This is a genomic window from Corallococcus silvisoli, assembly GCF_009909145.1.
Classification (GTDB): domain Bacteria; phylum Myxococcota; class Myxococcia; order Myxococcales; family Myxococcaceae; genus Corallococcus; species Corallococcus silvisoli.
Window position 1 is genome coordinate 45,388 of record NZ_JAAAPJ010000017.1, and the last position, 20,498, is coordinate 65,885.

At 70.0% G+C, this 20,498-nt stretch carries 18 protein-coding genes; 7 read left to right on the top strand and 11 right to left on the bottom strand.

Going from position 1 to position 20,498, the window contains the following annotated elements:
* Nucleotides 1-56: 56 nt before the first annotated feature.
* The 3 genes from GTY96_RS28845 to GTY96_RS28855 form a co-directional block, all read right to left on the bottom strand.
* Nucleotides 57-635: a superoxide dismutase gene (locus GTY96_RS28845; RefSeq protein WP_143904839.1), complete on the bottom strand. Its 579-nt coding sequence runs from the start codon at nt 633-635 to the stop codon at nt 57-59.
* 45 nt (nt 636-680) lie between these two features.
* Nucleotides 681-1,181 carry a flavin reductase family protein gene (locus GTY96_RS28850; RefSeq protein WP_143904838.1) on the bottom strand — a complete coding sequence of 167 codons (501 nt, stop codon included), beginning with the start codon at nt 1,179-1,181 and terminating at the stop codon, nt 681-683.
* A 140-nt stretch (nt 1,182-1,321) separates the two neighbouring features.
* Nucleotides 1,322-3,244 (bottom strand): hypothetical protein, encoded by a 1,923-nt coding sequence (locus GTY96_RS28855; protein WP_161666422.1) that lies wholly within the window; start codon nt 3,242-3,244, stop codon nt 1,322-1,324.
* A 261-nt stretch (nt 3,245-3,505) separates the two neighbouring features.
* Here GTY96_RS28855 and GTY96_RS28860 point away from each other — a divergent pair, with 261 nt between their 5' ends.
* The 5 genes from GTY96_RS28860 (at nt 3,506) to GTY96_RS28880 (ending at nt 9,767) form a co-directional block, all read left to right on the top strand.
* Nucleotides 3,506-3,886 carry a DUF1622 domain-containing protein gene (locus GTY96_RS28860; RefSeq protein WP_143904836.1) on the top strand — a complete coding sequence of 127 codons (381 nt, stop codon included), beginning with the start codon at nt 3,506-3,508 and terminating at the stop codon, nt 3,884-3,886.
* A gap of 242 nt (nt 3,887-4,128) precedes the next feature.
* A complete protein-coding gene (locus GTY96_RS28865; RefSeq protein ID WP_161666423.1) occupies nt 4,129-6,462 on the top strand; it encodes a PAS domain-containing sensor histidine kinase in 2,334 nt (777 codons plus the stop codon).
* A 208-nt stretch (nt 6,463-6,670) separates the two neighbouring features.
* On the top strand, nt 6,671-7,705 hold the full coding sequence (locus tag GTY96_RS28870; protein ID WP_161666424.1) for a hypothetical protein: 1,035 nt from the start codon (nt 6,671-6,673) through the stop codon (nt 7,703-7,705).
* Nucleotides 7,702-9,381 carry an AMP-binding protein gene (locus tag GTY96_RS28875; RefSeq protein WP_161666425.1) on the top strand — a complete coding sequence of 560 codons (1,680 nt, stop codon included), beginning with the start codon at nt 7,702-7,704 and terminating at the stop codon, nt 9,379-9,381. The genes GTY96_RS28870 and GTY96_RS28875 overlap by 4 nt, the downstream gene beginning before the upstream one ends.
* Nucleotides 9,381-9,767 (top strand): DUF4280 domain-containing protein, encoded by a 387-nt coding sequence (locus GTY96_RS28880; protein WP_143904832.1) that lies wholly within the window; start codon nt 9,381-9,383, stop codon nt 9,765-9,767. The genes GTY96_RS28875 and GTY96_RS28880 overlap by 1 nt, the downstream gene beginning before the upstream one ends.
* Before the next feature lie 10 nt (nt 9,768-9,777).
* Here the strand turns inward: GTY96_RS28880 and GTY96_RS28885 are convergent, their stop codons facing one another.
* Genes GTY96_RS28885 through GTY96_RS37315 form a run of 5 tightly spaced genes read right to left on the bottom strand, consistent with a single transcriptional unit; the run spans nt 9,778 to nt 15,402 of the window.
* Nucleotides 9,778-11,445, bottom strand: a complete 1,668-nt coding sequence (locus tag GTY96_RS28885) for a type VI secretion system baseplate subunit TssF (protein WP_143904831.1) — start codon at nt 11,443-11,445, stop codon at nt 9,778-9,780.
* Nucleotides 11,446-11,448: 3 nt separating this feature from the next.
* Nucleotides 11,449-13,083 (bottom strand): hypothetical protein, encoded by a 1,635-nt coding sequence (locus GTY96_RS28890; protein WP_143904830.1) that lies wholly within the window; start codon nt 13,081-13,083, stop codon nt 11,449-11,451.
* Nucleotides 13,080-13,466 (bottom strand): GPW/gp25 family protein, encoded by a 387-nt coding sequence (locus GTY96_RS38425; protein ID WP_143904829.1) that lies wholly within the window; start codon nt 13,464-13,466, stop codon nt 13,080-13,082. The genes GTY96_RS28890 and GTY96_RS38425 overlap by 4 nt, the downstream gene beginning before the upstream one ends.
* Nucleotides 13,467-13,478: 12 nt before the next feature.
* Complete coding sequence (locus GTY96_RS28900) at nt 13,479-14,423, bottom strand: type VI secretion system baseplate subunit TssG (RefSeq protein WP_161666426.1); 945 nt, start codon at nt 14,421-14,423, stop codon at nt 13,479-13,481.
* 13 nt (nt 14,424-14,436) lie between these two features.
* Nucleotides 14,437-15,402, bottom strand: coding sequence for a type VI secretion system protein IglI family protein (locus GTY96_RS37315; protein WP_186002027.1), 966 nt, complete (start codon nt 15,400-15,402; stop codon nt 14,437-14,439).
* 54 nt (nt 15,403-15,456) lie between these two features.
* On the opposite strand from GTY96_RS37315, the gene GTY96_RS28910 reads away from it, so the two are divergent.
* Nucleotides 15,457-16,056: a hypothetical protein gene (locus tag GTY96_RS28910; RefSeq protein WP_143904827.1), complete on the top strand. Its 600-nt coding sequence runs from the start codon at nt 15,457-15,459 to the stop codon at nt 16,054-16,056.
* 48 nt (nt 16,057-16,104) lie between these two features.
* On the opposite strand, the gene GTY96_RS28915 is transcribed toward GTY96_RS28910, so the two are convergent.
* Genes GTY96_RS28915 through tssB form a run of 3 tightly spaced genes read right to left on the bottom strand, consistent with a single transcriptional unit; the run spans nt 16,105 to nt 18,923 of the window.
* On the bottom strand, nt 16,105-16,752 hold the full coding sequence (locus tag GTY96_RS28915) for a hypothetical protein (RefSeq protein WP_143904826.1): 648 nt from the start codon (nt 16,750-16,752) through the stop codon (nt 16,105-16,107).
* Nucleotides 16,753-16,784: 32 nt separating this feature from the next.
* Complete coding sequence (tssC, locus tag GTY96_RS28920; RefSeq protein WP_143904825.1) at nt 16,785-18,308, bottom strand: type VI secretion system contractile sheath large subunit; 1,524 nt, start codon at nt 18,306-18,308, stop codon at nt 16,785-16,787.
* 51 nt (nt 18,309-18,359) lie between these two features.
* A complete protein-coding gene (gene tssB / locus GTY96_RS28925; RefSeq protein WP_143904824.1) occupies nt 18,360-18,923 on the bottom strand; it encodes a type VI secretion system contractile sheath small subunit in 564 nt (187 codons plus the stop codon).
* Nucleotides 18,924-19,229: 306 nt separating this feature from the next.
* Between tssB and tssK the strand changes: the two genes are divergently transcribed.
* Nucleotides 19,230-20,483, top strand: a complete 1,254-nt coding sequence (gene tssK / locus GTY96_RS28930; protein ID WP_143904823.1) for a type VI secretion system baseplate subunit TssK — start codon at nt 19,230-19,232, stop codon at nt 20,481-20,483.
* The last annotated feature ends 15 nt before the right edge of the window (nt 20,484-20,498 follow it).

Here is a 20,498-nt window from a genome sequence, read left to right on the forward strand (position 1 = left end):
GCCGCTCCGGACCGTGCCGAGCCGGGCCGCGCGGTTCCCGTGACGTCACGCCTGGACTACTTGAGGTTCGCCGCCACGAAGTCCCAGTTCACCAGGCTCGTGAGGAACGTCTCGATGAACTTGGGACGCAGGTTGCGGTAGTCGATGTAGTAGGCGTGCTCCCAGACGTCGATGGTGAGCAGCGCCTTCTTGCCGTGCTTCATCGGCAGGTCCGCGTTGGACGTCTTCATGATGGCCAGCTTGTCGCCGTCCTTCACCAGCCACGCCCAACCGGAGCCGAATTGCGTCGCGGCGGCGGTGGAGAACTCCTCCTTGAACTTGTCGAAGGAGCCAAAGTCACGGTTGATGGCGTCCGCCAGCTCACCCGTCGGCTTGCCTCCGCCGTTCGGCTTCATGCAGTTCCAGAAGAAGGTGTGGTTCCACACCTGAGCGGCGTTGTTGAACACGCCACCGTCGCTGCTCATGATGACGTCTTCCAGCGACTTGTTCGCCTCCGGCTTGCCCTCCACCAGCTTGTTGAGGTTGTTCACATAGGCGGCGTGGTGCTTGTCGTGGTGGAACTCCAGCGTCTCCGCGCTCATGTGGGGGGCCAGCGCGTCCTTCTTGTACGGGAGCTCGGGCAGCGTGAACGGCATCGGGTACGTCCTTTCTGGGTTCAGGGTGGTTCGTCTTCTCGTCGGCTACTTCGGGGCGGGCCCTGGCTCCGGGTGCGCCGTCAGCGCGCGATACGCCCGGTTCCAGTAGAGCAGGGGCTCCCCTTCCGCCCCCTGCTGGATGCGCTCCACGAGGCCCACCAGCAACAGGTGATCGCCGTAACGGTGCACATCCAACAGACTGCATGCCAGGCCCACCAGGCTGTCCTGGACGAAGGCACCTTCGTCGAACACCAGGCCTTCGACCTCCCCCTTCGCGCATCGGACCGACACCTCGCGTTGGGTGGTGGACAGCACGCTCACGCTGAAGTGACGGGCGGCCTCCACCCGCTGAAGCGTCCGGGAGGTCTTCTGCAGCGCCAGCACGATCAGCGGAGGCGTCAGGGAGAGCGAGCTGAAGGAGCTGATCGTCGTCGCCGCGACCCCGTCCGCGTCGCGGACCGAGACCACCGCCACACCGCTCGCCCAACGGGACATCGCCTCCCGGAAGTCCGGGGCCGACACCCCTTCAGTCCCGCTCTGAGTCATGTGCCGGTCTCTACCACCCGCGCCGCCACCAGGTCAGCACTTCCTCCAATCCATTGGCGGAATACCAATGGGGTGGCAGGGCCCCCTGCCGCCCCCTCTTCCCGGCGCGTCAACTCCCTGACATCGCCCGAAGCCCGGGCTCAATCGACCGGCCGCGCCTTGCCGAACTTCTTGCTCAGGCGGTTGTGGATGACGAAGTCCTCCGAGACCAACCCCAACAGCGCCAGCGTCAACGCGTGGGGCGACCTGAGCTCCCCGTCCACCTCCGGCGATGGGAGGATGGAGCGGAAGAACTCCGAGTGCGCGATCTTCGCGATGGCCACTTCCATGTAGACGTTGCGGACCTCCGTCGCGACGTCCTCCGCGAAGTGATCCGGGTACTGCGCCTGATGGTGGGCGATCTGCTGCGTCAGGACCGGGTGCTCCACGTTCAGGAGCACGACGCCGTTGGGGTACTCCGGGTCTCGTGGCTGCCAGACCGCGAGGAGCCCCGGACGATCCATGTCCTCCTTCTTGACGGCGCGGCAGTGCGGCAGCCCGCCCCCCACGCGGGCACTCCGCGCGGCCGAGGCGCCAGGAGTGGACCCCAGGTTCTCCGGTCCCCGCGGACTCCTTCGAGCGGAGACCGTCTCCGACCGAGGACGCCGTGACCCGCTCGGCGTTCCGGGCAGCGTCAGCTGGGCGCCCTGCTGGACGGGCGTGACCTTCTCCGGGCCGTCCTTCCTCGCCGACAGCCGGCTCATCTTCCAGCGCGCCCCGAAGCGCTCGATCAACCGGTCCCGCCAGGCCTCATCCTCGATGCCCCGGGACTCGCCTGTCCTCGCCTCCGCGAGCGCCTTGCGGATGGGCTCAGGCATCTTGTCGGCGAACTCACTGGCCCATTCGCTCAACGGCAGGTCGTCGTTCGCGCCCGGCCCTCCGCGCAGCTTCAACGTGTTCCGGTCCGTGGTCGGGAAGGCACCGTTGCGGCCCTCGCCGTCGAACTCCGGCGGCTGGAACACGATCCAGAGCAGTTGCCGGACCTGCGAGGCGCTCACCCCCAGGGAACGGTAGACCGAATGGTGCGTCTGATAGTTGTACAGCTCGTTGCGGTAGAGCGCCGCGATGTACCCGTACCGCGCCGCATAGCCGTGGATGTTGGGGCGCGCACCGGACCAGAGGAACCAATCCACCCGCGTGCCATCCTCCAGCGTCAGGGCCCCCTTGTCGGCCAGACTGCCGCCGTCATGGCCCCGCGGGTATTCAATCCAGTGACGGGCGCCGCGAACCGTGCGCCGGAGGGTCGGCCGGAGGCCGTGGTGTTGCGCCTCCTGCGCATCACGAGGCCAGTTCTCCTTGGTGTCGCTCTGAAGGACATCCACCACGACGGTGGTGTTGCACGGAATCTCCCAGATGCGGTGATTGAGGTACCTGGGAATTCCATGCACGCCGCTTTCGTCCCGGCTGGGGTCGCCCAGCACCGTGTCGTCCGTTGGCGAGTTCCCCAGGAGGACGATGACCGTTCCGTGCGCCTTGATCCAATCCGGCTTCACGGCGCGCCAATCACAACCATGTTCTTCATCGTCGAACGGCGGCCGCTCCGTTTCGATGCTCCCCCCGCCCTCTTCCTCGTCGGAGAGGTGCCAGTACTTCAACCCATACTCGCAGGTGTCAGGGTCCTGCATGAGCCACACCATCGACGGCTCACCCTCCACCCATGACACCACCACCATCCCGTAGCGGTTCCACGGCAGGAGGGACGTCTTCGAACCCACGCCGAAGTTCTCCGTGACGCCGCCAATCGGCTTGCCGCCCCCGCCAAACGTATTGAAGAACCGAACGAGCTCATCGTGCCGCATGCCCTTGCCGTCATCCGCGATGACCCGCCGGTAGACGCCCTTGCGCGCGACGGCCTGCCATTCAATGCCGTACTCGACCCGCGTGGCCCCGGCTTCGATGGCGTTCACCAAGGTCTCGCGAGCCCATTGGAAGGCGCCCCCTTCTCGATAGGTCCGCTCGATGAAGTGATGCGTACCGGTGGACTGCATCGCGTGAATCAGGCTCGACGATTTCCTGGCGGACATCGAAACTCCTCGCGCTACTGGCAGGGGAACACCGGTTGTCACGCACCCGCTCGAGCCGCCGGCTGGACCCGGTTGCGTTCAGGAGGATTCATTAGCCCACCTGGAACGTCCCGCCTCTACCTCCGACGAGGTATGCCCTTGAGGCCTCCCGGGGTCTGCGCTTGCGACAAATCCGACGGTGGACCTGCCCCACGGGGAGGATGGCATGGGGTGGTGGGGCCGGTGGGCATGCGCCATCTTCCCGGGTGGGGGAAGCGGCCCATGCGATTCATCGAATTCGTGGCCCTGGCCGCACGCCTGTTCGAAGGCGCGGGTGTAGGGGTGATGGTGGTGGGGACGCTCGTCTCCGTGCTGCTCGTGGTCCAGGGCTACCGGGGCCCCCAGCGCGCGGAGGCCTACCGCCTGCTGCGCCACCACCTGGGCCGCACCATCCTGCTGGGCCTGGAGCTGCTCGTCGCGGCGGACATCATCCGGACCATCGCCGAAGCCCCCACGCTGCGCGAGGTGATCATCCTGGGCCTCATCGTCCTCATCCGCACGTTCCTCAGCTTCACCCTGGAGGTGGAGATCGACGGGCGTTGGCCGTGGCAGCCGACTCAGCGCTTGGAGGACCGCGACGCGAAGGGCGGGCCTGGCCCCTGAGGTTCCCCGCCAACCCATGTGTTGGCCGGCGACCGGACGCTCGCGAGGACGGGGGCGCCCGAGCAGCCTGGGCCTGGGCAGGTGCCAGCCAGTCAGCGGCCGCGCCCCCGGGTGGGTGCTGATTGCCCTGACACCCCGAGGATGCACACCCTCCAGATCAAGCCACTTCCATGGTGGGAAGCGGCGTCACGAGGCCCTGCCTCCAAGCTCGCCGGGAAGGGCCGGAGCCTGAGGAGGCGTGCGTGGAGAGTCCCAGCGCGAGCTTCGACCCGGTGGCCGCCGGAGCCCTCTCCGAGGCGCATTCCCGGCTGCTCCTGGAGACGCTGGTGGCCAGCACGCCCGTGGGCCTCGCCGTGGTGGACCTGGAGCTGCGCTTCATCCAGGTGAACGAAGCCCTGGCCTCCATCAACGGCGTTCCGCGCGCCGCCCACCTGGGCCGCAAGGTGCAGGAGGTCCTCCCCGAGCTGTGGCCCACGCTGCGCCCCCAGTATCAGCGCGTCATGGACGGAGGGGGACCGCAGACGCTGGAGATCAGCGGCATGACGCCCAAGGAGGTGGGCGTGGAGCGGCACTTCCTCGTCAGCTACTACCCGGTGCGCACCGCCACGGGCGTGCTGCTGGGCACGGGCGTCATCGTGGTGGAGGTCACCGAACAGCGGAAGGCCCACGACGCGCTCCGCGACAGCGAGCAGCGCTACCGCTCGCTGGTGGAGGCCATGGCGCAGCCGGTGTGGACCACCAACGCCCGGGGCGAAGTGGTGGACCCCGCTCCGCGCTGGCTGGCCTACACGGGCCAGACGCACGCGGAGCACCTGGGCCTGGGCTGGCTCGCCGCCATCCACCCCGACGACCGCAAGCGCGTGGTGCGCGGCTGGGTGGAGTCCCTGCGCACGCGCACCTCGTACCGAGGGGAGTTCCGCCTGCGCTACCACTCCGGAGGCTACCGCGACGTGGTGGGCCGGGCCGTCCCCGTCTTCGGCGACGGGGGCGCCATCCGCGAGTGGGTGTCCACGGCGGAGGACATCACCGAGCGCAAGCAGGCCGAGGCGCAGGTGGAGACCGAGCGAGCGCGGCTCCACGCCGTGCTGACGAGCGCGCCCGCGTCCATCGCCCTCCTCTCCGGAGAAGAGCAGGTGTTCATGCTGGTGAACCCGCTCTACCGCGTGCTGTCGCGAGGGGTCGACGTGACGGGCATCTCCGTGCGGGACATCGATGAGCCCCGGGCGCGGCAGTACTCACGGATGCTGGACCTGGCCTACACCACCGGCAAGGCCCAATGGGAGACGGAGGTCCCCGTCACCTCCGACTACGGCGGCGGGGTGGATTCGACGCGGAGCTTCGACATCACCTACCAGCCGCTGCGCGACGTGCATGGCCGGGTGGACACCGTGCTGTCATTCGCCATCGACGTGACGGAGCGCGTGGAGGCCCGCAAGAAGCTGGAGGAGTGGGCCGCGTCCCTGGAGAACCAGCAGCAGTGGCTGGAGGCGGTGCTGGACAAGACACCCGTGGCCCTGCTGCTGATGGAGCCCGAGTCCGGCCGGACGCTCTTCGCGAATCAGGCGGCTCGGCAGATGGCCGGGGGCGACGTGCCGCAGGGCCTGCGCGCGGAGAGCTACACGGGCCTCCATCAATTCACGGACGAAGAGGGCCGCGAGCTGACCAGCGAGGAGATCCCTGGCGTGCGCGCGGCGCTGGGCAAACCCGTGCACGCGGAGCCGGTCGTCTGGCACACCCCCACCGGGCACTACTCCGTGCTGGTGGAGGCGGCCCCCCTGCCCGCCCAGCACGGCCACTCCGCTTCGGTGCTGCTGGCGCTCCAGGACGTGACCGAGCTTCGCAAGACGCAGGCCCAGCTCCAGCACGCGGTGTCCCTGCGGGACGAATTCCTGACGGTGGCCTCCCATGAATTGAAGACGCCGCTGACGCCCCTGCAGCTCAAGCTCCAGGCGCTGGTGCGCGAGGCCCGGACGGCCGAGTCCCTGGAGGGGCTGAGAGCGCGCGTGGTGCGCACCGCGGAGGCCGTCTCCGGGCAGGTCCGGAAGATGACCACGCTCATCAATGACCTGCTGGAAGTGACGCAGCTCACGGGTCCCTCCGCGCCGCTGCGGCTGGAGGCGGTGGACCTGGCCACCGTGGTCCATGCGGTGGCGGAGCGCTTCAAGGCCCAGGCGGCGAAGGCGGGCTGCCAGCTCGTCATCAAAGCCCCCTCCGGAATGGTAGGCCATTGGGACCGGCACCGGCTGGAGCAGGTGACGAGCAGCCTCGTCTCCAACGCGCTGAAGTACGGCCCGGGCCGCCCGGTGACGCTCAAGGTGGAAAGGATCCGGGGACGGGCGCGGCTGAGCGTGAAGGACGAAGGCATTGGCATCGCGCCAGGAAGCCTCCAGAACATCTTCGAGAAATTCACCCGGGCCGTCTCCACGCGACATTACGGCGGACTGGGATTGGGCCTCTTCATCACGCGACAGATTGTCGAAGCCCACCAGGGCACCCTGCGCGCGGAGAGCGAGCCGGGCCAGGGGGCGACCTTCATCGTCGAGCTGCCCCTGGCCCGGCTCGCTCCAGCCCCCTGAGACAAACAAGCGAAACAAGGTCGCGAAGCCCCTCCGCCGCCAGAACACCAGGACCCGCTGAGTTGGCAACCCCACGCATCAGGGCCGCTTCGACCCATTCCCTGCTCATCCGATACAGCCGCCACGGCTATGTTTCGAGACGCTGTCTGGGTATCATGAGGCTCGTGGAGCGCGTCCCGCCGGAAGCGGCCGGCGCGCCATCATTCCCATGCCCAGATCCCTGCCCGCGCACGGCGCTGTCTTCGCGCTCCTGTTGAGCGCCCTGCCCGCCGGGGCACAGACCGCCCTGCCCGGCTTCGACCTGGAACACCTGGAGATCAACCCAGGACGGGGAACGGTGGTGATGCGCAACGGCGAGCTGCGGGTTCCCGGCGGATTGAGCGTCGGGCTCGTGGGCCAGTATCAACAACTGCCGCTCGTGCTCCTCAATGGCGAGCGCCGTCTGGAGGCCGTGCGCAATCGCACGTCGGCCATCCTCGCGGGCAGCTATGGCGTGCTGCCGTGGCTGGAGGTGGGCGCGCAGGTGCCCGTCGTGCTGTGGCAGCGCGGCGACGACCCCGGTCCCCTGGGCGTCACGCCCCTGGCCTCCCAGGGGCTGGGCACCCCGGAGGTGCAGGCGCGCATGGGCCTGTTGTCCCGGCGCGACGAGCACCCCCTGGACCTGTCCCTGGATCTGGGCGTGGGCCTTCCCGTTGGCAGCACGGCGGTGCTGGGCCGCGACCGGGGCCTGCGCGTGCGGGCCCTGACCGCCATGGGCACGCAGGTGGGCTTCCTGCGGCCGACGCTGGAGGCCGGCGTGCTGCTGCGCTCGCGCAACCCGCTCTCCGCGCCGGGCGCCACCGGACAGGCCCTGGAGGTCCGCCTGGGCGCGGGGGTGACGACGGCCGGCCAGGGGCTGCGCGGCGAGCTGGCCGTGAAGGCCGCCTTCGCGGGGGACATGACCCAGCCCGCGGTGGAGATCCTGGGCGGCGGCCACTTCCCGCTCTCCGACGGCCTGGAGCTGCATGCGCTCGCGGGCCCCGGCCTGGGACGCTCGCCCGGGACCCCCGTCGCCCGCGTGCTCCTGGGCGTGTCGTTCCGCCAGGAGCCTCCCCCCCGGATGGAGACGCTCCCGGAGCCCGTGCCCCAGCTGCGGCTGGAGGAGTTCCAGACGCGGCCGGAGCGCACGCCGGATTCGCGCGTGGAGCCAGTGCCCACCCGCGAGCTGCTTCCCCCCGAGCCCGCGCCCACGTCTCCGCCATGACCTTCGAGCCGCGCACCGTCCTCGCCGCGTTCGACGGCACCACGCCGCCTCCGGACACCGTGCCCGGATGGCTCCCGCGGAGCTGGGAGGACCCAGACGGGTTCGCCGCCGCGCTCGCCCCCCTCCACGTCGGCCGGAGCCCTCCCTTCAAGAGCCGCGCGGGCCAGCACCACGACTTCTTCCACGACCTGGTGGGACGCCACGCCACCACGGACCGCATCGCGCTGCGGACCTACTCGCGCGTGCAGGGCTGGCGCACGCTGAGCTACCGCCAGCTCCACGAACAGGCCACGCGGCGGGCCACCGCCTGGGCGGGCCTGGGCGTGAAGCCAGGCGCGAAGCTGTGCCTGCTGCTGCACCCCGGCCCGGAGCTGATGGTGTCGCTCTGCGCCGCGCTGGGCCTGGGCGCATGCGTGAGCCTGCTGCCGCCCGGCGCACGCGCCTTCATCGCCCGCCGGCTGGAGACGCTGGAGCCGCAGCACGTCGCCGCGGAGCCGCATCAGGCGCCGCTCCTGGGCAAGTACGCGGCGCAGCTGCTGCCGCTCCAGACCCAGGTGCCGCCCGCGCTGCTGTCGTACACGTACAAGCCCGCGGAGCCGGTGGGCCTGCTGTTCTCCCCTCTGGCGGACCCTGGCGACGTGCCCGTGCCGCTCACCGCCGGGGACGCGTGGCGCGGAGCGCTGGTGGACGGCCTGCTCACCTTCGGCCTGTCCCCCGGCGAGCACCTGGCCGCGCCGGGCTTCCACCCGCTCCAGCACCTGCCCGCGCTGTACTTCACCACGCTCCTCAGGGGCGCGACGTACCTGCACGTGGAGCCCGCGGACCTGGAGGTCTCCCCCGCGCTCCTCACCGAACACCCGGTGCGCGCGCTGGGCCTCACGCCCGCCGTGCGCGACCTGGTGGCCCGCGCCCGCCTGCCGCTCAAGAACGTGGGTTTGTGGTTCCGCGATCCGCAGGCCCCGTTCGACTTCCTGGCGTGGCGCGACGGACTCAAGGCCTGCGGCCTGTCGGGCGTGCCCGGCGGCAACGTGTCCGTGGACGCGACCTGGGGCGGCGCGGTGCTGTGCTCCCACCGGCGCGTGGGCGACGTGCACACGGACGCCGCGCCCGCGCCCGGACGGCCCTGGGCGCTGCGCGACTTCACCGGCAGCGGCCAGGACGCCGCGGGCGACGCGGGCCTCTTCACGCCCCTGCCGGACGACGGACGTCCGCCCGCGCACGTCGTCCTCGCCCGCGTCCGGGGCCAGTACCACTACGCCGGCGCGCGAGAGCCTCGGCGGGAGGGCCGGATCTTCCCCTTCGCGGAGGTGGCCCAGGTGCTGCGCGAGGGGCCGGGCCCCCGGCTGGACGCGGTGGGGCTCGCCCTGCCGATGAGCGGCATGGCCGGCGCGTACCGGGGCGTGCTGCTGGTGTTCACGGGTGACCTGCCGCCGGGCGTGGAGGTGGGCGACGCGGACGTGCGCCGCCGCATCGAACAGGCCCTGGGCCCGGACGCCCTGCCCGACCGCATCGAGCGCTTCCCGCTCCACGCGCGGCGCGTCGAGGGCCCGCGGGACGGGCCGGTGGACGAGGACTGGTGCCGCACGCAGTACCTCACGGGCGCCCTGCGGCTGAAGTCGAGGGACCCCTTGTTCCTGGCGCTCACCACGCTGCGCGCCCGGGTGGAGACACGCTGATGGGAACCCAGGTCGCGTCCGGAGCAGCCCTCCAATGCAGCTTCGGCGCCGCGCCGTCGGCGCTGTCGGTGCTGCCCGTCAACATGGTCAACGCCACCGCGTCCGCGGGCACGGTGATGGACAACGTCCCCGCCATGAACGTGCCGCCCTTCGGCATGTGTCAGTCGCCGAGCAACCCCACCGTGGCGCTCGCGACCGCCGCGGCGATGGGCGTGCTCACGCCCATGCCGTGCCTGCCCGTCATCGTGTCCCCCTGGCTCCCCGGCTCGCCCGTGGTGTTCATCAAGGGCAAGCCCGCGCTCACCGACAAGTCCATCTGCAACTGCGCCTGGGGCGGCGTCATCAAGATCAACGTGCCCGGCCAGATGAAGGCCCAGGTGAAGTGACGCGCCAGCCTCAAGCGCGCGGCGTGTAGCGCAGCGGCGCCTCGCGCTGGGGCAGCCGCACCTCCAGCTCCACCACGTCCTCCGCGCTCCAGCACGCGAGCAGCTCCACCAGCCGGCCGCACAGCAGATCCACCAGCGGCAGCAGCGACGCGTCCATGGGCCCGAAGCCCATCTGGTACACGTACTTGAAGCCCGCGGCGCTCCGGGCGAAGGGCTTGGGCTTCACGCTCACTTCCGTCAGGGACGGCAGCAGCTCCCGGAAGTAGCGCTGCGTGCGCACGCCCAGCACCTCCAGGACGAACAGCAGGTCGTCCCGCCCCATGAACCGCTGCGTGCGCAGCGCCAGCAGCTGCAACAGCGACTGCTGGCCGTGCTCCACCGGGTTGTCGCCGCCGGGGGCCACCGTGCCCACCAGGCTCCACGGCACCCCCTCCAGGAAGCGGTCCGCCAGCACGGGCCGGTAGCCCCGGGCGTCGAAGCGCGGCGGCAGCGGCTGATGCCACAGCCCGTCCACGCCCAGCCGCACCGGCCGCACGAACGCGTCCGGCATCTCCACCGCCAGCCACGCGGTGCGCGCCAGCCCCTGGCCTTCGTGCTCCAGCTCGTAGGTGTCCGCGCCCCCGGAGATGGCCCCGGGCCGCAGCGGCACCATGCCCTTCGCGCCCATCTGGTACACGCCCACCGCCGTGTTCAGCCGGTAGCCTCCCGATGGATCCGGGTGCTGCACCGCGTGGCGCTCCTTCGTGCCGTCATGCTCCACCGGCGTCGCCATGGCGCGCTGGAGGTTCACCACCGGCACCGCGTGCGCCACGAACGAGTCCGGGCCCAGCACCAGCTCCGACGGCCAGCGCCCCGTCAGGCGCAGGCACAGGGTGAAGCCCTGCCAGTTGCGCGGCGCGGGCGGGATGCGGGCCTCCAGGAACAGCTCCTGCTGGGGGAAGTGCAGCAGCTGCCGCAGCCGCTGGAGCGGGTGCTCGGAGGGCTCGCCCTCCGCGGGCACGGGCGGGGGCGCGCCAAAGCGCACCGGCCCCTCGTGCGCGTCGAAGGGCTTCACCTCGTGCTCCACCGCCCCGTCGTCGAAGCACACCGTCGCCGACCGGACGGAGGTCTTCAACTGGAAGAACACCGCCAGCGCGGCCCGGAAGTCGTTGAGGTGGTTGATGTGCAGGCGCACCACGCCGGGCGAGTCGTTGCGCGGAAAGCCGCCCTCGAAGACGAGCCGCAGCAGCGCGCCGTCATCCCCCTGGCGCTCCAGCCGCGCCTGCGTGAGCCGGACCGGCAACAGCCGCAGCGGCGTGAGCGTGCGCAGCGTGAGCGGCCCGGTGGGCCCGCCGCCCTCCCCCGGGTTGAGCAGGAAGGGCGTGCCCCGGGGCAGCTCCGCGGCGTCCACGAAGCGCGCATCCGGCTCCGCGCGCACCATGGCCATCGCGGGCACCGGATTCAGCAGGTAGGCGAAGTGCTGCTGGAACAGCCGCAGCGTGCTCTTCTCCAGCGCCCGCTGGCCCGCGCGGCGCGTGCGCGCGGTGAACAGCGCCATCGCCTCGGTGAGCCGCCGCACGTCCGCGTCCTCGCCGTCCAGCGGCGCGGTGGGGTGCAGGGCCGTGTAGCCCAGGCGGAACTTCTCCAGCGCCTGAAGCTCCTCCAGGAACGACGCATAGAGCGCTTCGTCCATCCGCATGGGCTATTCCTTCTCCTGGACGCGCAGGAACATCCGGCCCTCGGCCACTTCGATGAGCTGGGTGTCCTTCTCCTGCGTGCGCTGGATGCGCAGCAGCGGCTTGGAGTCCTGGTACAGGTGCTGGACGGACGTCTCGCTCTTGTCCGTCTTGCCCAGGAGCAGGTGGTTGCCCTGGGACTCCTTGGGGAGCCTCGCGCCCGGGCGCCACTCCAGGAAGCGATCCAGGCGCGCGTCCTGGAAGTTCAGCGCCACCAGCATCCGCGTCGTCTTGTCCGCGGGGAAGTAGAAGTGCCCGGGCTGCTGGTGCGGCTCATAGGGGACGCGCACCTCCGCGTCCCACAGCGGCAGCTTCACCCGGTACGACTCCAGCGACGTCTCCTCGTCCTGGCGCACCTGGTAGGTGCGCTCCTCCTCCTTGCCCTCCTCGCTGACCACCCGCCCCTCCGCGAAGAAGGGCCAGCGCGGCACGCGGAAGCGGGGGCGCCGGAAGGTCGGGTCCGCCGCCTCCTCCAGCGCCCCGGTGAGCGACATCCGGTAGACGTTGAACACGCCGTCCGGCGCCGCCTCCGCCTCCGCCTCCACCGCGCGCGCCTCCAGCGAGAGCGTGTGGAGGCGGTACTGCTTGCCGTGCGTCGCGAAGCCCTTGCTCCAGTCAGGCCCCAGTGTGTAGAGCCCGTTGAGCACCAGCGCCACGCGCGGGTAGCGCGCGAAGGTGAGCCGCACCTCCGGCCCTTCCGGACGCACGCGCTTCGTCTCCAGCGACACCTGGTCCGTGAGCGTGCCCTCCAGCGTGGAGGTCAACAGGCGCTCGGTGAGGACGCCGGAGATCGCGTCCGCGTTCTCCACCGCCTTGCGCGGCGTGCCGGCGTCCACGTAGCTGTTGAGCACCGACAGCGCGTCGCGACGGGGCTCCGGGTAGCGCAGGTCCACCTGCTTCACCTCGTCGCGCGCCAGCGCCAGCGCCTCGCCGCCCTCGGGCTTCGCGTCCGCGAGCGTGTACTTGCCCGTCGCCGGGTCCAGGAAGAGGCCCGCGTCGCGCCGCGCCTGCACCCAGTGCAGGAAGTCGAGGAAGCTGGCCCCGCCGTCCTCGTCCGCGCCCAGCCCCAGCGCGTGCAAGGGATGCTTCGTCTTCGCCGACTCCCACTCGCAGGCCACGTCCAGCCCCTTGGGCGTGTTCGCCTGGATGACCTCCTGGAGCGACTTGTCCACCCACACGCCGCTGGGGAAGTGGCGGCGCCACAGCATCGCCGCGGGGTCCACCAGCCGGATGCGGTAGCGCCGCTGCATCACGGGGGCGTCCTTCACGTTCGCCAGGGTGCGCTCGCGCACGTGGCGCGCCTCCACCCGCCCCACGAACTTCAGGGGCTTCGCCTCCGGCCCGTCGCGCCCCTCCGCCTTCGCCCCGTAGCGGCGCTCGATGCTCAGCGTCGCCGTCAGGGGCTTGGAGTCGGTGAAAGGGGTGAACAGCGTGTCCTCGTCCGCGCTCTCACGGCTCCGCACCCACCACTCCACCCGCGCCTCGAAGCCGTGCGACCACGCCTTCACCGACAGGCGCTTGAGGCTGCCCGCGGGGATGGAGAAGTCCTTGTCCCCCGCCTTGAGCTCCAGCGACACCTTCAGCGGCTCCGTGAACTTCATGCCTCGTCCTCCCGTGGCGCCGCGTCAGCAGGCCGCTCGCGCAGCCGGCGCGACGCGGGATCCAGCAGCAGGTCCACCGGCTCCCCGGTGTCCCGCAGCACCAGGTGCACCACCAGCCCGGGCGCGCCCTCGGTCTGCGCCGGGTCCTCGTCGATCTCCAGCACCTCCACGCGCGGCTCGTAGCGCGACAGCGTCTCCCGGATCTCCGCGCCCAGGCCCGCCAGCCGCTCCGCGTCCGAGCGGAAGCCCGTCTCCGTGAGGCCGAAGCCGGGCAGCACGGACGCCGCGCCCAGCTTGGCCTGGAGCAGGTGGCCCAGGTTGCGCAGCACCGCCTCGCGCGGCGTCTCCGTCACCCCCAGGAACTTCCGGTGCAGAAAGCCCATGGTCCGTCCCCCTTAACGTCTCGCGGCCTTCGGCGTGCCCATGGCCATGCCCTGGCGCTCGCCTTCCGGACGCGCGGGCGCCGCCACCGGCACGGCCGTGTCGCCCAGGTAGATGAGCTGCCGCAGCGGCTGGCCTTCCGCGCCCGGCAGCCGCTCGTAGCCCAGCGAACCCGTGGGCCCCAGCCGCGCCGCCCGCCCGTGGGCGCGCACCGTCAAGAGGACCTCCAGTTGCATGCGCGCGGGCACGAGCAGCGGCAGCACGTGCCGGTGGAAGCGGTGGCGCACCAGCGGGGGCCAGTTGCGGCCGCGCAGGTCCGCCTCCTCGTCCGCGAAGAGCTCCACCTGGAAGCCGCCCACGTCCGTCGCATAGGCGTTGCCCAGGATGCCGGTGCCGTCCAGTGGCGTGGGCCCGAAGGTGGGGCGCATGCCGGAGAAGCGCGTGCGGAAGGCACGGCGCACGCACGTCACGCGCAGCTCCGGGAACACCTGCTGGAACAGCCATTGGAGCGTCGCCGGCGAGTCCACGCCCACCATGCGCAGGTAGAACCCCTTCGTGCGCTCCCAGTCCCCCACGAGCCCCACGTCCCGCTCCGGGTGCAGCGCGTCCACCAGCGCCGTCAGCAGTCGGTGGTCGAAGAAGCGGATGAAGTCGAGGAACGGCTCGGGCTCCGGCAGCTGCTCGGCCACCTGGAGGAAGTAGCTGGGCAACAGGCCCGGCGTGCCCAGCAGGCCCAGGTTGAGCGTCACCACCACGCGCCGCACCGGGGAGGTGTGGAACGTCACCGCCTCCACCAGCGACGCCGACGCCACCGGCTCCGGGTTGCTCTCGAAGAGGATCCGCTCGCGCCCGTAGCCCTCCGACTCCAGCAGCCGCAGCAGCGGCCCCAGGTCGAAGTCCTTCGCCCGAGCGCGGATGCGCCGCTCCAGCGCGGACAGCAGCGGCGTCGCGCCGCTCATGACCGGGACCGCCTCATTCGCCAGGCCCCACGAACGCGGCCAGGTCCACCTGGTAGAACTGCGACAGCGTGCGCCACTCCATCGAGTCCTTGCGCTCCCAGTGCTCCTGGATGTCCGACACGTGCCGGTTGAGCAGGCCCCCGAAGGTGGAGAACAGCTCCGGCAGATAGCGCCGGGGATCGAAGTCCTCCAGCGTCCGGAGCACGTCGTCGCTCACCAGCGCCGCCTTCTGGAAGTCGCCCCGCGCCACCAGGACCTCGAAGGCCTTGAGCTTGTCGCACAGCTCCAGCAGGTGCGCCGACCCGCGCAGCTGCAGCGGCCCCACCGTGCGCGGGAACGGCGCGGGGGCGGGCGCGGCGGCCTTCGCGGCCCGGCCCTTCGCGGGAGCCGCGGGGCGCGCGGGCTCCGCCGGAGGCGCGGGCGCGGCGGCGCGCTCCTGCGTCTCCTTCAGCCACTGCCCCAGGCCCGCGAGCCCCTGGGCTCCACCGCGGTAGCCCGGAGCCTCCAGCTGCGCCTGCAGCGCCTGGATGCCGCGCAGGGTGTCGCGGCGCCGGCCGTCCGTGAAGCCCTTCGTCCACGCCTCCCAGCCCGCGTCCTTCTTTCCGTGGTGGTAGCGAAGCGCGCTCAGCAGCGTCTGGAACAGCCACGTCAGCGCCTTGTCGAACAACACCACTGGCTTGGTGGCCTTGGCTCCGGCCGACTCCGGGGGCGCCACCGCCCGCGACAGCTCCAGCAGCGTCTCCAGCACCTCTGGCAGCCGCGACAGCCCCTCTTCGCGGAGCGCCGCGAAGAGGTAGTAGGCCGCGAGCCGCACCTCATGAAGCCCCTCGCGGTCCAGGGCCTCGATGGCGTCCGCGGCCTCCGCGTAGGACTCCTGCTGCACCAGGTCCGCCACCGCCAGGAAGCGCGAGTCGTGCGCCTCCAGGCGCTCCATCGGGCCGCCCTGGAGCGGGCGCAGGCACAGGCTCAGGTCTCTCATGGTCTGTCTTTCCACTTCATGTTACATGTCTTTCATTACCAAGGACAGACAGCCATGACCCTCGAGAAGCCCGACCTGCTGGAGATCCAATGCAACTGGCGCACCGGCTTCCAGTACCGGCCCGGCTTTCGTGGCTCGCTGGGCTATCTGCTGGAATGGAACGGCTGCGGGGGGCTCAACCTCCAGAAGGACCTGGCGCTGTCCTCGCCCAAGGTGGGGGACTTCGGGCCCACGGTGAAATGCATTGGCCTCATTGAGAAGCTGACCATGGACGGCCCTTCCGGCCCCCTGGACTTCCGGGTGTACGTAGGCCGGACCACGGCGGCCAACGTGCTCAACCACTTCTCGAATCCGCTGGAGAACCTGCGCCTGAAGCTGGCGTGGGCCATCGTCTCCTTCGACGAGGACGGCGACCAGTGGTTCGAAGCCGCCCACCTGAAGAGCCCGCGGACGGCCGAGGCCCTCATCGACACGGTGAATGGCGCACCCCGGGTGTTCCTGGACAATCAGCCCGTCACGCTGTCGGGCGGCGTGGACGTGCGCTTCTACCGCTTCGAATTCAAGGTGGTCCCCGCGCCGAAGAAGAGCACCACGCTGGAGTTCGCCACCAACTCCCAGGAGCGCCGCGTCACCCGGTGGGGCACCGCCGGGTGACGCGGTGGAAACGGGGAGCGGCGCACGCCCTCCCCGCCCCGGCACCGACTATGAGCTGCCTTCGCGGTAGCCCCAGCTGTACACGTCCTTGGCTTCCACGTTGTGGCCGTAGTGGAAGTTGCACAGGTGCTTCTTGTCCGGGATGACCTGGAACGTGAGGTGGCAGAACTTGATGTCGGTGACGCCCACCGACTCCGGCTCACCCACGGTGAACATCACCTCGCTGCCCTTCTGGTTGATCTTCCCGGCCAGCGCGTTCGCGGGCCCGCCGGACTCGTCGCCCAGCGGGTAGCACTTCTCGTACCACTTGCCCGCGGCGCTGTCCCACTCGCAGATCCAGAACGCGAGCCGCTTCAGCTCCGTGTTGGTGACCCCGGTGAAGTCCGGCTTGTTCTCCGGGGAGATCAGCACCGTGAAGTCGATGGGGTCCAGCTTTCCGCCGTCCCAGCTGAGCCGGGTGATGAGGCCCACGCAGCGCACGGCCTTCTTGGCGCCCACGGCCTCCACCTTGACCTCGCTGTACGCGGGCTCACCGTCGAACGGCGTATAGAAGAGGCTGGTGCCCTTGGGGAACGAGCCGTCATCCCTGCCCAGTCCCTTGATGTCCAGCAGGTAGCCCACCGGGTTGTTCTTCTGGGGGCGCTGCTGGATGGTGTCCTGCCAGTCACACGAAATGCCAAGCGGTCCATCACCCATGGTTCATGTCCTCCTGTTTGATGCGGGGTTTGTCAGCCGAGCCGCGCATCCACGCGGAGATCCACGTTCATGCCTTCGAACTGGATGTGCGGGAGGACGGAGAGGTTGCAGTGGAACCAGCCCACCTTGCCGGGCACTTCCGCCACGGTCAGGTTGTAGGCCTTGAACGGGTAGTAGCGCAGCGTGAGGTCGTCCGGATTCACCAGCGTGGTGACGTAGCGGGAGATCCAGCGCTCGATCTGCTGCTGCATGTACTGCGCACCCGCGGTGCTGCCGATGTTCTCGCGCATGATGGCCTTCACGTAGTGCGCGATGCGGCTGATGGAGTACGTGTAGGCCAGGTTGGTGACCAGCTGCGAGTTCTCCGAGTCCTTCGGGTCCTCGAACACCTGGGCACGCTTGAGGGACTGGACGCTGAAGAAGACGGCCTCCGCGGAGCCCTTCTTGTGGATGAGCGGGATGAAGCCGCCATTGGCCAGCTCCAGCTCGCGGAAGTCCGGGATGGACATCTCCACGGGCAGCTTCATCTCCTCCTCGCCGCGCAGGTGCGTCAGGTGCACGGGCAGGCCCGCCACCAGGCCGCCGCCGCGGGGGCCCCGGATGTGCTGGCACCAGCCGGACGTCTCGAACGAGCGCACCAGGTTGCGGGCGAACAGCATGGCCGCGTTGCCCCAGAGGTATTCCTCCTCCTTGTCCCCCTTCACGGCCTCCGTGAAGGTCATGCCCGGGGCGGGATAGGTCTCCGGGTTGTAGGGGGGCCGGACGATGTAGCGCGGCAGCGTGAGCCCCACGTAGGAGGCCTCGTCCGTTTCGCGCAGCGCGTTCCAGGCGGAGTACTTGGGCGAGTCCAGCAGGCTGGCCACGTCCCGCAGCTGGGCCACCTCCCGCATGCTGTCGCAGCCGAAGAAGCGCGGGGACACGGAGGCCACGAACGGCGCGTGGCTGGCCGCGGCGATCTTCCCCATCGTCTTGAGCCACAGCATGTCCTGCGGCGTGTTGGCGAACTCGAAGAGGCCCACCAGCGCGCCGTACGGGGCACCGCCGTACTGGTCGTACTCAGCGACGTAGAGCTTCTTGAAGAACTCCGAACCGGCGACGTCCGCCGCGTTCGTCTCCAGGTCCGAGTACGCCTCCTCCTTGGAGACGTCCAGCAGGCTCAGCTCGATGTTGGCCTTGAAGTTGGTGTTGCGCACCAGGTCCGCGAGCGCCGTCCACTGCGCCTCCACCTCCTGGAACTCCGGCGCGTGCAGCACGGCGTTCAGCTGATCCGCGACCAGCGTGTCGATGGTGCCCACCAGCTCCTGCACCGTCTGCTTGTCGAAGCGGCCCTCGTCGGTGTCCATGTTGTAGACCATGGCCGCCAGACTGGAGACGAAGCGCTCCTCGGGGGTGGCGTCGTCGGGGACCAGCATCAGGTCCGTCTGGGTGGCGGGGTCGCGCGCGGGCGGCGCGGCGCCCAGCCGGACGCTGGAGAGGAACAACGGGATGTCCAGGGGCGGGTCGGCCACGGCGGTCGTCGTGGCGGTGGTGGACGACGGGGTGTTGGCGGTGGGCATGGCGGATGGCTCTCGTTCAGGAAGGTCGTGGGGAAGGGCTTGTGCCCGGCATCACGTCGTCGGAGGCGTGGGGTTCGTCGCGGCCAGCTTCTTGGGCAGGCCCAGCGACTGGAACGCGGCCAGCTCCGTCTTCAGCTTCGCCACGGCCTGCGGGTTCTGCGCCAGCTGGCGCACCAGCTGGCGGAACTCCTTGCGGTTGTCCAGGTTGCCCTGGAGCTCCAGCAACAGCTTGCGCAGCGTGAGCAGCGCGTTGATCTTCGGCACCTGGCGAGCCACCTCCACCGGGCTGAAGGACTTCATCGAGTCCAGCTTGATGTTGACCTCCAGCGGCGCGGGCGCCGAGCCGTCCACGGGGTCCTTCTTGTCCACGCGGTTGGGCACGCTGAAGTTCAGCGTCATCCCCATGTTCTGGATGACCTGGTTCAGGTTCTTGCCGTCCAGGTTGCGGATCTCCCGCTGATCCAGGTCCTTCTTGCGGTCAGCGGAGGTGCCCCGGGAGAAGTCCCCCATCACCAGCAGCCGGAACGGAAGCGCCTTGTCCGCCCGGGTGCCATTCACCTGGGTGCGGTAGGTCAGCGTGATGCGTGATCTGGGAATTTCGTCGGTGATGGCCATGGGTGCCCCCGGAACGGAACCGCCGTTTGTACAGGAATTGATAAACCATACGAATACATAAAATCAATACACCCTGGACATATGACCTGACACGCTGGGCTCCGTTTCACCCGGGAGACAAGAAAGACCCAACCCATGATGTCTCCATCCCCAAAGGGCATGAAACCAGACACGGTGGATTCCCGGGGGTGGCTTGACGCCGCGGGCTTTGAGCCTGTAGCTTTTTTAAATATTTTTCATCCGGGCTGATTTTGTATCGCTCCCTCCGGATGCCCGCTCGGCGCGCAAGCCGTTTCCTTCCCTGCCATGAACCCAGACACCCTCGCGCGAGTCCTGTGGCAGGAAGGGCAGACCCTGCTGCCGGAGCACTTCCGCGCCCAGGAAGAATCCCTGTCGACAGAGGCCCGGCGTTACGCGGGGCTCGCGGGGCTGCCGGTGGTGGGCGTGGGGGCGCTGCGATTCAACGACGTGCTCCTGGACAAGGGCACCGTGGCGCTGGAGGAGCTGAGCGCCGTCCTCCCGGGTGGACACCTGGTGGAGGTGCCGGGCAACGCGGAGGTGACGCCGCTGTCGCTGGAGGAGTCGGGCCGCACGAAGCTGACGGTGTATCTGCACCTGCTGGCCGTCGTGGAGCCCCGGGAGGAAACGCCTGGGCCGGGCGAGGAGGCGCCCCCGGTGGTGCGCGCGGTGCGGCGGCTGTGTCTGTCCCTGGAGTCGGTGGTGGACGACGCCGTGAGCAGCCTGGCGCTGGCGGTCTTCACGCGGAACGCGGAGGGGCCCTGGGTCCTGTCGGGCACGCACCTGCCCCCGCTGCTACGGGTAGGGCCCCATCCCTTCCTCACGCCGCTGTTCGAGCAGCTGGACGGGCTGCTCCAGCAGGCCCAGGGACAGCTGCGGACCTCCCTGCGGGAAGGCCTGGTGCGCGGGGATCGGCTGGCCAGCGCGCGGCGGGCGCTCTGCGAGGTGCGGGGGCTCCAGGTGCTGCGCCAGGACATGCGCCACGGCGTGCAGCCGCCGCCCTACCACCTGATGCAGGCGCTGCGGCGGCTGTATTTCGAGACCTGCTGCTACCTGGAGGCGGAGCCGGACGACGCGCTGCCCGCGTATGAACATGACGCACCGGGCCCTGGGCTCGCGCGGTGGATGGAATTGCTCACGCGAGGCTTCCGTCCGCAGGCAAGCCCCCTGTCCTACCGCGCCTTTGAATTCCAGGATGGCCACTTCCGGCTGACGCCGCTGCCCCGGGAGACACCGCCGCCGGATGACTTCTACCTGCTGGTGCGCCGCCAGGAGCGCGACCGGCCCCGGTCCATGGAGGGCGTGAAGATCGCCAGCCCGCTGCGCCTGCCGGCGGTGCGCCGCCAGGCCCTCAAGGGCGTGCCGTACCGGCACGTGGCCTACCCCTCCTTTCCCCATTCCTTCGACGCGGACATCGACTGGTATCAGCTGACACACCAGAGCGAGGAATGGCAGTCCGCCCAGCGGGAGGACGGCCTCACCTTCTTCGCCACCCCTGCGCTGGAGGGCGCCCAGGTGCTCCTCTACTGGCGTCGGGCCTGAGCGTTTTCCAAGGGG